Source organism: Anaeromassilibacillus sp. SJQ-1 (assembly GCF_046693725.1).
Taxonomy (GTDB): Bacteria; Bacillota; Clostridia; order Oscillospirales; family Acutalibacteraceae; genus Anaeromassilibacillus.
In genome coordinates this window covers 1-13,445 of sequence record NZ_JBKEIV010000007.1, presented here as the reverse complement: position 1 = coordinate 13,445, position 13,445 = coordinate 1, and the positions used below count along the sequence as shown (strand labels likewise).

General features: G+C 49.4%; 5 protein-coding genes and 1 pseudogene. All 6 read left to right on the top strand.

Features of this window, described 5'->3' with window-relative positions; genetic code table 11:
- The first annotated feature begins 611 nt into the window (after window positions 1-611).
- A complete protein-coding gene (gene tsaA, locus ACGCCZ_RS01640) occupies window positions 612-1,295 on the top strand; it encodes a tRNA (N6-threonylcarbamoyladenosine(37)-N6)-methyltransferase TrmO (protein WP_411655130.1) in 684 nt (227 codons plus the stop codon).
- A 352-nt stretch (window positions 1,296-1,647) separates the two neighbouring features.
- Window positions 1,648-2,106, top strand: coding sequence for a MarR family winged helix-turn-helix transcriptional regulator (locus tag ACGCCZ_RS01635; protein ID WP_054324410.1), 459 nt, complete (start codon window positions 1,648-1,650; stop codon window positions 2,104-2,106).
- A gap of 158 nt (window positions 2,107-2,264) precedes the next feature.
- Entirely contained in the window at window positions 2,265-3,356 is a 1,092-nt protein-coding gene (locus ACGCCZ_RS01630; RefSeq protein ID WP_054324409.1) for a TolC family protein, read from the top strand.
- A 177-nt stretch (window positions 3,357-3,533) separates the two neighbouring features.
- Window positions 3,534-4,841, top strand: a complete 1,308-nt coding sequence (locus ACGCCZ_RS01625; protein ID WP_054324408.1) for an efflux RND transporter periplasmic adaptor subunit — start codon at window positions 3,534-3,536, stop codon at window positions 4,839-4,841.
- Between the two features lie 3 nt (window positions 4,842-4,844).
- Window positions 4,845-7,957: pseudogene (locus ACGCCZ_RS01620) on the top strand (efflux RND transporter permease subunit).
- 342 nt (window positions 7,958-8,299) lie between these two features.
- A partial coding sequence (locus ACGCCZ_RS01615; protein ID WP_411655129.1) for a glycoside hydrolase family 2 TIM barrel-domain containing protein occupies window positions 8,300-13,445 on the top strand: 5,146 nt, incomplete at its 3' end.

Genomic DNA, 13,445 nt, shown 5'->3' with positions numbered 1-13,445 from the left:
TTGTGTAACCTACTCGTTTGGTTATGCAAGTCCAGTATTTGACGACGGAACAACTCCATACTCGTGTGAGTTTTCGCATTTATCGTGAAACGCTTTTCGCATTTTCGTGCGCCGCTTCAATGCGATAAGCGCTATGAAATTTTAGGACGGTATGATTTACGAGGCGTATCGTCCTTTTTGTAAGCAAGGATTCAGATCTCTAGCACAAATATTATGATCGGAACCCAAAGAGTGCAACTAAGGGATACGACTTATGCATGCGAGGGAGGGCTGCTCGTTTATACTATCCTTCTCAAAGGGTTAGTACGGATCAGCTTAAAACAGAAGGGGTGAATGAGAAGCATTGGATGTCCGATTGAAGACTTAGAAAAAACATTCGTGGTGGCAATCCATACTGGCATCTGTTATACTCTGAAAAGACGGTTCTTCAGATGGGGAACGATATTTCACGATTTTGCAGATGATGTGAAAATTTAGATGGCACATTGGCAGGGTGAGTCCTTTAAAATATCAGATACTGTAATCGATGCAACAATTTTAAAAAGGAATTGGAAAAGAGTATCACATAATATGCTAGGATTCTAAAAAGGAGCGTCATATGAGCGAGTCATTTGCAGTCAAAGGTAATCGCGCGGATGCACAGCGATTTCCCAGCAAAGTTTGGCATTCCCAGACAGAGCGGTTTGGTGAATGCGCTGAAAAGTACAGTGGTGTTTGAACCAGTTTATCGCAATCCCGATGCCGTACGCGGCTTGGAGGAGTTTTCTCACATTTGGCTGATCTGGCAATTTTCTGAAGCGGTGCGGGAAGGATGGTCGCCAACGGTCCGCCCGCCTCGTATGGGAGGAAACACTCGTATGGGAGTATTTGCAACACGTTCTCCTTTTCGGCCCAATGCCATTGGGCTATCCTGTGTGAAATTGGAGCATATAGAACCGAATTCTTCAAAAGGGCCCCTGCTTTATGTATCCGGTGCAGATCTGATGGATGGCACGCCAATTTTGGATATTAAGCCCTATCTTCCAGGGGTGGACAGCCATCCAGATGCCATAGGAGGCTTTGCGGATTCATTTCGCGGATATGCTGTGGAGGTTCAGTGTCCAGAGGAACTCCTCTCTCATGTACCGGAAGACCGCCGGGAAGCCCTTTTAGGGATATTGGCGCAGGACCCACGTCCGTCCTATCAGAATGATCCGGAACGTCTTTATGGCCTTTCCTTTGGCGGCCTTAATGTTCGCTTCCGTGTATGTGACGGTGTTTTATTGGTCTGCGAGATTATACCGGAGATTCTATAAAAACGGCCATGTAAACTACATTGTCTTTTTATAGAGTGAAGAAGGTGTATAATAGAACTCTTTGAATTGCCTTTCGCCGCACCTTAGGTGCGGCTTTTCTTTTTGTATAGAATATCAGAGCGGATCTATCCAAAGTGATTCCAAGTTGAAAAAGTTATATAGCCGCCAAAAGTGGGCGCTGAAAACACGTACAAAAAGATTTCTATAAGTCTATTTGTAAACGATTTGAGAATTTTTTCACAGGATTCTTGACAGCCTCTTCCTTTTGAACTAGACTTACGATGCATTCAGTTAACCGAGTTAACTTTTGCGAGGGGAACATAAACGATACACCGGACGGGGAGGTATGTTATTGGGACAGCTTGGAAACCAGTTGCTTCATGCATTGTTGAATTTAATACAAGGCCTGCGGCACTACGAAATCGGAGGTCCGCTTTCCAAAACGACGATGATGATGCTGTTGTTGATTCGTGAAAAGTCAGAGGAAAACAAAAAAGCTGGCGGTGTGGCTGGTGTGATTGCCTCCACACTGAGCACAGAGTTAGAGGTTTCAAAACCTGCCGTGACAAAGGCGGTCAATTATTTGGAACAGCGGGAACTGGTGACGCGCGTAAATGGACAGGATGACCGGCGGCATGTTTATGTGATGTTGACTTCGAAGGGAGAAAAAACCTTGGAGGAAGCTTATCAGGCGACTATGAACAGTATGGATCATTTGGTCGAGTGTTTGGGAGAACTGGATACAGAATTATTCATTCGCCTCAGTGGGCAGATTGCACAGGCATGCCAGGAGCGCCATCTTCCCAGATGAATCCATGTTCTAAAACATAGAATATTGGAATACATTCCTGCGGATATGACCGCGTGCAGAAAACTCTATCCGATCCGACATCAATGGATGGATTGAACATAAATTTGGGAGAGTCATAAAAGATTGTAATGAGTCTATTTATTTAGGAGGAACGATTCATGAGCAAACGTTTTTGGTCTATACTTCTCGCCGCCGTGCTTTTGTGTTGTCCGGTTGGGCTGTTGGGGAGTGGGACACAAGCTTCTGCCAAAGAGCTTTGGGAGAGTAAAGTGATCGCGTACGACGATATTGAGGACATTGTGGATGGCAGTTTGGATTTTTCTGGGCAGTCGAGTGCGATCAACCAGAGCATTGCAGCCTTAAAGCAAAGCCAGCAGAGCTTGAATAAGCTTTCACAGCAACTCAGCAGTGCAGCAGCGCAATTGCCACAGGGGTCCACATTGGCCGATATGTTGAATGGCCTACAGACGATGACGCAGTCACTCAGTGCACAACTGACGAGCACCAGCAACAGCCTCAGCCAGTCAATGGTGCAGATCGATCAGGCGCGCAACCAAGTGGTAATTGGTGCAAAAAATCTTTATATTGCCTACAATAGCTTGGTGGATCAGCAGGACGAATTGCGCCGGAGTTTGGATGTGTTTGACAAGAATCTAGCAGCTAGTCAAAAACAATATGAGTTGGGAATGATTACTGCGTTGGATTTAGAAAATACCAAATCGGCCCGTAATACGATTTCTTCCGGTATTGATACCATGGATTTAGAAATCACAGCACTCAAACGGAGCTTTAACACGCTGATCGGCCGCAATTATAACCAAGGGCTGACAATTAAGTCCTTGCCGCAGCCGGATACCTATTATGTAGAGAAGATTCATTTTTCAGACGATTTGGAGGACGCTTATAATAACTACATATCATGGGGGGGCAGCAGCTCTGTACCCAGCAATCAAGAAAACTTCGACGAGGAAAAGGGTTCCTTTGGCGCATCATTCCGCAAACTTTATGAAAATATCGGCGACAAGCAGCGCCTGCTGACAAACGCGCAGGCCACCTTGGCTCTGGAACAAAAAAACTATGATGCTTCCTTGAAAAAATATCAGTTGGGGATGTTGTCAGAACTCGCTTTGGTGAGTGCGCAAGATCAGCTCGACACTCAGAAAGCAGCCGTTCGTACAGCAGAAACCAATTTATTCTCTGCCATTGAGCAATATAAATGGGCATTGGAGTATGGGATCATCAGTGAATAAACAGGGGCATGAGCGAGCTGTTGACAAAGGATTTTCCCAAAAATCAGCGTGCTATTACAAAGCGGTACTGCCTATAAACGTTATTTGTAATATTAATATATTGCTTGATTTTTTAGCGGAGAGGTTTGTCAACAGCTTGATGAGGACCAGATTTTGCAGAATAGGAGAGAATAACTCATGAAAAAACAGTCCCATTGGTCCGCCGCGATCTGTGTAGCATTGGCGGTGGCGGTTGTATGCAGCGGGTGCTCCAGCAGCGCAGAGCCTGCGAACGCGGAGCCAGAAGAGGCAGAAGTCGTCTCGGTGGAAGTGATGCCCGCCAAGCTTGGAGAGATTCAAAGTGAATTTCTCTACTCCGGAAAGGTGAAACCAGTAGAAGAAGCCAATGTGGTCAGTACAGTAGGGGGAACGGTCCAGGAGGTCTATTATCAAGTGGGGGACCATGTGGACAAGGACGCAACCCTGTTCCAAGTAGGTACGGAGGATATTGAGAACAATTTAGAAGTTCTTAACGCGCAATTGGCTGCTGCGCAGGCCAGCGTGAAATCCGCGCAGACCAGTTTAGAACTGGTCAATGGCGCAACGATGCAGTCACAAATTCAGTCTGCGAAAGCTGGCCTCGAACAGGCCGAAATCGCCTATAACGATATGAAAACAACCTATGAGAACAACAAACAGCTCTATGAGGCGGGGATTATATCAAAAAGCGATATGGATCAGACGGAGACTGGATTGAAAAATGCAGAGATCGCTTACAATCAGGCAAAGGAAAGTTACGATTTAATCGCCAATCAGATGCCGGCAGAAAATCTTCGAAAGGCACAGGATGGCTTAGCGGCGGCTCAAGCCAATGAGAAGGCCGTACGGGCCCAAATGGCGAGTGCAGAAAAAACGCTGCGCGATGCGACGGTGAAAAGTCCCATCTCGGGTGTGGTGACCGCGTGCAATGTGACCGCAGGAACCATGTATTCCAGTGCAGCCGGTGCGGCCTTTACCGTTAGTGACACGAGCCGCGTGTATATTGATGTAAATGTTTCAGAAGAACTCATCAATCGCATTGCCGTGGGGCAGAGCGTGGATGTAAAAGTCAGTGCTGTTTCGGATACGCCATTTACGGGCAAAATTGATCGCATCAATCCTGCGGCGGGGCAGACCGGTACATATAATGTAAAGATTGTTCTGGACAATGCGGATGGGCAATTGAAATCTGGAATGTTTGGAGAGGTACATTTTGTAAATGAACGGCATGAAAACGTAATCGTTCTTCCAAGAGACGCTGTGTTGACCTCGGACGACCAATCGTATGTGTTTGTCAATGAAGAGGGCGTCGCTAGAAAGGTGGAAGTGACCACCGGTATCGATACAGGAGAGCAGGTGGAGGTGACCACGGGACTTGCGGAAAACAGCAGCGTTGTTATAAAGGGCCAGAGCTTCCTGACGGACGGTGACGTGATTGAAGCCTCCGATTCGGAAAAGGAGGCGTAATGTATGCCGACAAAAACCGCGATTAAGCGTCCTATCACCACCATTATGGTGATGTTGGTGTTCATTTTGGCAGGCCTTGTTTCTTTGTCCGCCTTGAAGTTGGATTTGATGCCTTCGATCAATATACCAATTGCAGCGGTCAGTACGACTTATGTCGGCGCGGGCCCGGAGGAGATCGAAAGTCTGGTTACCAAACCAGTGGAAGAGGCTTTGGGGACTGTCAGCAACGTGGATACCATTACCTCGACCTCTTCCGCCAATTCTTCCATGGTAATCGTGCAATTTGTGGATGGAACCGACGTGGATATGGCTGCCATCGACTTGCGTGAAAAAATTGATCTGGTCAAAAGCAGCTTGCCTGAAGGGGCAAACGATCCGATGGTCATCAAAATGGACCCTAGCATGTTGAGCAGTATCATGGTGGGCGTCCATGGGGATATGGATCTCTCCAAATTGACCACGGAAATTGAAGACCATGTAATCAACCGCCTGGAACGCATTGACGGCGTGGCCTCTGTCAGCATGACAGGCAGTGTCGATCAAGAAGTGCAGGTTGTTTTAAAGCCGGAAAAGATGCAGGGATACAATGTGACGGTACAGCAGATTTCCGGGATGCTACAGGCAGAAAACTTGAACCTACCGACGGGCAGTATTGCGCAGGGCGATGCCAAGCTACAATTGCGTTCGGTTGGTCAATTCGAATCGGTTGATGAAATCCGCGACTTGCCGATTACCACTTCAACAGGAGCGCTGATCCATCTGCGCGATGTGGCGGATGTCAAGGAAGTGGAAAAGGAAGAAGACTCCTATGCCCTAATTGATGGACAAAAGAGCATCATTCTCACCATCCAAAAACAGTCCAATGCCAACTTGGTGGATATTTCCGAGAAAATTGTCGAAGAACTCGACAAGATTGAAGCCGACGATCCAGAGTTGAATGTGACAATGCTCACCAATACGGCGGATTATATTACGACTTCTGTCAGTAATGTTTTGAGCACAGCGGTGCAGGCAGCTCTGATGGCCATGGTCGTGTTGTTCCTATTTTTGCGCAATGGAAAGTCCTCTCTGATTATCGGCGTATCCATCCCGACTTCGGTTATTGTGACATTCGCATTGATGTACGTTTGTGGTATGTCCCTGAATGTCATCTCTTTGGGCGGTTTAACCATCGGTATCGGCATGTTAGTGGACAATTCCACCGTTGTGTTGGAGGCGATTACACGCCATCACGAGGAAGGCATGAGCGCGCGGAAAGCGGCTGAGACAGGGACGGCGGAGGTTGCGCTCTCGGTCATGGCCTCAACGCTGACTACCGTGGCGGTATTCATTCCTTTGATGTTTGTACAGGGAATGATTGGCCAGATGTTTAAAGATCTGTCCCTGACCGTGAGTTTTTCGTTGGGGGTTTCCCTGATTGTCTCCGTGACCTTTGTCCCCATGGCGGCCTCCCGCCTACTCAAAAGTACGGATGCAGAGCGCATGGAAAAACATCCCCGCCTCCATGCATTTCTCAATCTTTGGAAGCGTGGATTGGATGCGCTGGACAGCGGCTACCGCCGGGTTCTGCACGCTTCTCTGCGGCATAAAAAACGTGTGGTTGCCCTGGTGTTGCTGATCTTTGTAGCCTCTCTGTCCTTGCTACCCGTGGTAGGAGTGAACCTGATTCCCTCTATGGACCAAGGTTCGGCAAGCATTTCGATTGCGATGCCAAAGGGAACGGTTTTGTCGGAAACCTCGAAGGTGGTCGATCAAGTGACGGCTCAGCTCGGGGATATTCCGGAGATTGACGAATGGTATGTCACCGCAGGGGATCTTCTACAGACAGCGCCAGTGTAACCATCAACCTGGTAGGGATGGACCAACGCGACCGGTCGACGGATGAAGTGGTGGATGAAATCCGCGGGCGGGTAAAAGGGATTGCCGGCGCAGAAATTACAGCTTCTGCTTCCAGCTCTGCAATGGGATCGTTTGGCTCCTCTTCGGATGTACAGTTCCAGCTGAATGGCGATGATACCGAACAGCTCCGTGCGATCGGGAACGACTTGATGGAACAATTGGAGAAGGAGCCCTGGGTAACCGATGTTTCCAGTTCGTTGGACGATGCAGTCCCGGAGGCCAGCATCGTGATCGACCGCGTAAAGGCGTCTTCCTACGGGATTACTGCGTCGAGCATTGCCAGTGCAGTCAGCACAGCGGTGACAGGCAGCGTTCCCACCCAATATAAAGTGGACGGCGACGAAATCGACGTCCGAATCATGGAAGATCCGGACCGTATCCGCTATCTGAATGATTTACAGGGGATCACCGTACCGGCGGCAAACGGTTCACCCATTCCGTTGACAGAGGTGGCGGAAATCCGGGTGGCAGACGGCGCTACTCAGATCACTCGTACCAACCAGCACCGTTATATCACCATCAGTGCCAATACGACGGATATTGACTCTGCAACCGCACGCCGCAATACGGAAGCTGTTCTCGATCGGTATCATTTCCCCGAGGGATATGACTATGAATTCACTGGAACGATGGATAGTATTGTCGAAACCTTCACCAGCCTGCTCGTGGTGCTGATTGTTGCCATCCTGCTGGTCTATATGATTATGGCAGCGCAGTTTGAATCGTTCATTCATCCATTTATCATCATGTTCTCCCTGCCGCTAGCCTTGACCGGTGGAATCATGGGACTGTTTGTAACGGGCAATACCATTACTGCGACGTCATTTATGGGCTTTATTATGTTGGTCGGCATGGTGGTCAACAATGCAATTGTGCTAGTGGACTACACCAACCAACTCAGAGAACGCGGGATGGGCTGTGTGGAAGCGCTGGAAAAGGCGGGGCCCACTCGTTTGCGTCCTATCCTGATGACTACCCTCACCACGGTACTGGGAATGGTCCCAATGGCGCTTTCCACGGCGGAAGGTACAGAAATGCAACGTCCAATGGCAATTACCATTATTTTTGGTATGACGCTCTCTACCGTAATCACTTTGGTATTTATCCCGGTTCTGTATGCCGGCGTGGATAAATTCCGGCATGGCCGGAAGAGCAAAAAGAACAAGCGGAAGTTCCACGAAGGGCAACGCGGAGAGGCTATGCCGGAGGGAATGTAAATCATTAAAGTGCAGCCCAGAGGGATCAATCCCTCTGGGCTTTTTTGCTTTTGGAGTCCAATTGAAAATCATTATCCTATAAAATACAAAGAAAATACAAGAATTTCAGAAAAAAGTACTATCTTTTTTGGAAATAAATTGTTATAATATATAAAAAAGTTGGAAACTGAGAAAGAATACTGTTTGCTTTATGAATGGCACGGAATTCAGTATTTCATTTAAAAAATAAGGAACACCAAAGATCGGATAGCTCAACAGCGTTTCGGTAGAGGGAGCGTTGTGGAGAAAGAGGATGTTTGGTGGTTCCTTGTTTAATATTTTTTAAGATGGGGAGAGATGTGCATGAAATCGAAACGGCTGGTTTCCTTGCTTCTTTCGGCGATCATGACCGTCAGTGTTGGCATTCAGCCTGCATTTGCTGCGGGAAATGACGCGGGAGATCCTTGGAACAGCAACGCACAGTGGCCGCAGCTTACGCGGGCCGCTTCCGAAATGAAGCCCGAAGACCAGAAATTTACCCACAAGGAGTGGACAGGCACGACCTATACCGGCCTCGACGGTTCGGAAGAGAATGCTTGGGATGTTGTTGGAATCAATCGAGAGCCTGCTGCAACGTCTACTGTTCCTTATGAATCTGTGGACAAGGCAGTGACCGGTGCCGTGGATTATGCAAAGGATCAATCCGCATATGTCCAGATGCTCAGCGGTTCCGGCGAAAAAGATTGGCAGCTTGTCGTGGTATCCAACCCGGAAAAGGGCCAGAAATACCTGGATGACGGCTTTATGAACCCCGATTATGAGGTGAAGGCCGAAGATGGGTGGCACGATGTGGATGTTCCGCGCAGCTGGACCCGCTATGAGGACTGCGGCGATTGGGACTATTCCATTTATACGAACACCCAGATGCCTTGGCAGGAAGGGGACAACCCCAGCGTTCCGCAGGCGCCGACGAATTACAACCCGGTGGGTTTCTACCGCAAGGAATTCACTGTGAAACCCTCCATGCTTCAGGACAACGGCCGCGTGCTGATTTCCTTCCAGGGCGTGGAGTCCGCTTATTATGTGTATGTCAACGGCCATGAGGTCGGCTATAGTGAGGACAGCTATCGTCCGCACGAGTTCGACATCACCGATTATCTGAACCCGCAGGGCGAAGTCAACACCCTTGCAGTAAAGGTACATAAATTCTGCGACGGAACGTGGATGGAAGACCAGGATATGATCTACGACGGCGGTATCTTCCGCGACGTCTACCTGTATTCCACCCCCTTGGTGCATATCTCGGACTACCGCGTCATCACCGACTTGGACGAGACCTACACCAATGCAGATCTGCAGTTGAGTCCGGTCGTGACCAACTATGCGACACAGGATGTCTCCAATTTTGCAATCGACGTTCAATTGTTTGATGCAGAGGGCAACAACGTCTTTGCAGACGACCCGATGCGCATCGATCTCGGCGCGATTGCCGCTGGCAAGTCGGCTACCGCAGATGTCAGCGAGCTGGTCAAGAGCCCGAAACTTTGGAGCGCCGAGGACCCGAACCTCTACACGCTGGTCCTCAACCTCTACGACAAAAATTCCGGCAAGCTGTTCGAAAGCGTTTCCCAGCAACTCGGCTTCCGCGAGATCGAGTTCACCCGTACGGAGGTAGATGAGAACTACAACCGCATCACAACGGAATATGAGCCGATCACCATCAATGGACAGCCGTTGTTGTTCCGCGGCACCAACCGCCACGATTCCGACCCATTTGGCGGCAAATATGTGCCGAAGGAAACTTATGAGGAAGACGTCAAGCTGATGAAGGAATGGAACCTGAACGCAGTCCGTACCTCTCACTATGCGAATGATGAGTACCTCTATTACCTCTGCGACAAGTATGGCCTGTATATGATGGGCGAGACAAATGCGGAATGTCATGCCATTATGGGCCAAAACGACAATATCAATAAATACCTGAGTACGGTTCTATTCGACCGTGAAAATACCTCTTACCAGACGTTGAAGAATCAGACCGCGGTTGTCGCATGGTCCATCGGCAATGAGATGAGCTATGACCGCCACGGCGGTGACAATATTTTCCCGCGCTTGGTGTGGTTCTTCAAGGACCGCGATTTGACTCGCCCGGTTCATGCGGAAGGTTTGAACCAGGACTGTGGAACCGATATGGGCAGCAATATGTATCCGTCGGTCAGTGCAGTACAGGGATATGCTGGCGAAGGCAAGATGCCGTATGTCATGTGCGAATATGCCCATGCGATGGGCAATTCGGTCGGCAACTTGAAAGAGTATTGGGATGCTGTCCGCAGCTCTGACAATATGCTCGGCGGCTTCATTTGGGACTGGGTTGACCAATCCCGTGCCATTGACCTCGATACCCTGCCCAGCCAGAGCAGCATCACTGAGTTGAGTAAAAATGCAGCGGTAGCAACCGTGACAGGTGCAACCAGCGCAGTTGACGCAGACGATGCTTCCCTTACAGGCAAAGCATACGATGGATATTCCGTGATTTCCGGCGCGGCCAACGACGTCTATAACGCTGTGCTCTCGGGCTCGGATGCAAACTTTACCTTTGAAGTGATGGTAAAGCCGAATTCTACTGCATCCAATAGCGTGTTTATCGCCAAGGGCGATACGCAGGTTGCTTTGAAGACCAGAAGCAGTGGAAATGCCGGCGTGGAATTCTTTGTCTATGACGGTGCAAATTGGAATTCTGCTTCCTTTGACCTCCCGAGCGACTGGGTGGGCAATTGGCACCAGATCGCCGGTACCTATGACGGTACTGCTTTGAAGGTCTACTATGACGGAAGACTGATGAATACCAATAATGGCAGCTTCAATATCCATACCAATAGTTATGATCTCGGCATTGGTATCGATTTGGAGCACAATCGTACCGTGGACGGAGAGATCTCGCTTGCGCGTATTTACAACAGAGCGCTGACGGCGGAGGAACTCCAGGCACAGAACAGCCAGACTCCGGCCATTGGCGCAGAAGATGACAGCGTGGTCCTGTGGCTGGATTACTCTGAGCCGATGACCCAGCTTGAGCAGCAGTATTGGGACTACTACACAGAGGACTATGCCCATCAAAATCTTTATAATGAAGAGATGGATGGCAAGTTCTTCGGCTACGGCGGAGACTGGGGCGATACCAACAACAGTGGTAATTTCTGTGTGAACGGCATCGTATCCCCGGACCGTGACCCGCAGCCTGAGCTCTATGAAGTAAAATACCAGTACCAGTCTATCTGGGTGACGGCCACGGAAAATGAGCTCATGAACCGCAAGGTCAACATCTATAACGAGAATAATTTCACGAATGTCAATGCTTATGACGTCCAGTGGCAGCTGTTGCAGGACGGCGAAGTGATTGATGAAGGAATCCTCGCGGACGAAGAGGCAAATATAGCGCCGAAGGAAACCAAGTCTGTTACGATTCCGTATACAATGCCGGCAGAAAACGAGCGTCCGGCAGGTGCGGAGTATTACCTCAACATCAACTTCCTGCTCAAGGATGATTGCTGGTGGGCAGATGCTGGCCATGAAGTGGCGCACGAGCAGTTTGCGATTCCGGCAGCTGTTCCAGCAGTGGCCCCGGTCATTTCGGAGAAAGATGTAACGGTTGATACCGAAAGCGACGCGGACTATGTGTTGGTCAAAGGGGAGGACTTCTCCTTTAAGCTGAACAAGTCAACAGGCGCGATGTCCAATTATGTTTTCAAAGGCGAAGAGATCATCGAGGAGGGACCCGTTCCGGACTTCTGGAGAGCAGCGATTGATAACGATAAGAGCATGGATTCCACCTGGAAGAGTGCCAATAAGAATATCACGCTGAATGAAGATGGCCTGACCGTCTCTGCTGCAGAGGATGGGAGAATGGTCGTTACCACGGAATTGACACTCAATAATGCGAAGGGTGCCAAGGAGACCGTAGTGTATACCATCGACGGATCTGGCGCAGTTACCGTTAAGATGACGCTGGATGCCACTGGAACCGGTATGGGCCAGCTGCTGAAGGTTGGTTCCACAATGACTTTGCCGGCGGGCTATGAGGATATTACCTGGTATGGCAACGGCCCGTCTGAAGGTTACATCGACCGTTGCACCTATGCAATGACTGGTGTCTATACCTCAACGGCAACCGATTCCTTCTATCCGTTCCTGAAGACACAGACCACTGGCGACTACAATGGCGTGAAGTGGATGGCTCTCACCGGTGAGAACAAGCCTTATGGCGTACTTGTAGCCGGTAAACAAGATCTGGAGGCAGGTGCTCTGCATTTCACAGCTGATGAGCTGGACGCTGCAAATCATCCATATGAATTGAAAGGCCCGAATGAAGAAACATATTTCCATGTGGACCTGATTTCTCGCGGCCTCGGCGGCGCAAGCTGTGGCCCGGACACTTTGGAGCAGTATACAGTCCCGAACGATAAGGCGTACACCTATGAGTACACAATCGTTCCGTATGAAACCGCTTCGGGCGATCCGATGGAGCTGAGCAAGCCCTGGAGAACCCTGGAAAGCTTTGATCAGGATGCTTTTGACCAGCAGCAGGCCCAGGCAGTCGAGGAAGCGATTGACTCGATCTTTGTATACTCCTATGACCAGCTCGCTGACATTGAGGCAATCGTGGACCTCTATGAAGGCCTGACCGACAGCCAGAAGAAGCTGGTATCCAATTATGAGGAACTGGAAACGGCATTGGAAGAAGTCCAGGCACTCAGAGGAAAGGCTCCGTATGTGGTGGATCAGAGCGCAAATGCTATGAATCCCGCTCTCCCGGATACGGCCAATCTGATTCAGGACGACACCTTCGGCGCCGCTTTGACAGGTTATATGCCGGTCCCGAATGACAAAGGAACTGAGGGCGGCGACATCTTCAAGGATGTGTTCAAGGGCAAGAATCCGTTTACCGTGGAAGTCTGGGTGAAACCGTCCAGCAGCCAGAAGGATTACGATATGTACCTTGGCAAGGGCGATAGCTGTATGGGCTTCCGTATGCGCTCGACGACGATTGACTTTTTCATCAAAGCCAACGATGGAAAGTGGTATACCTATGAGTATGCGTTTAATCGCGACGAAGTGATCAATAAATGGAATCATATCGCCGGCATTTATGACGGCAGCAAACTGTATCTTTACCTGAACGGCGAAATTGTCGCACAGGCGACTGACAGTTCCACAGGCGGCGTTTCTTCCAACGATACGAACTTCTACATCGGTTATGACCCGGAGACGGGGAGAACCAACAGCAACCAGTTTGCCAAGGTGCGCGTATACGATAAGGCGCTCAGTGTGGATGAACTGAATGGTCAGGACGCTTATGATAAGGCGGAAGCGGATACGCCAGCAATTGCTCCAGACAATGAGAATGTTGTTCTGTGGCTTGACTTCACAAAACTCGGATACAATGATGCACCGGTGGTTGATGGAGACGAATTAGCACTTTCTCCGAAGGATGCAGAAATCGTTGTAGGCA

Bases quoted from the DNA above. Each gene is read 5' to 3' on its own strand.
- ACGCCZ_RS01630 (WP_054324409.1), top strand. From the start codon at position 2,265: ATGAGCAAACGTTTTTGGTCTATACTTCTCGCCGCCGTGCTTTTGTGT.
- ACGCCZ_RS01625 (WP_054324408.1), top strand. From the start codon at position 3,534: ATGAAAAAACAGTCCCATTGGTCCGCCGCGATCTGTGTAGCATTGGCG.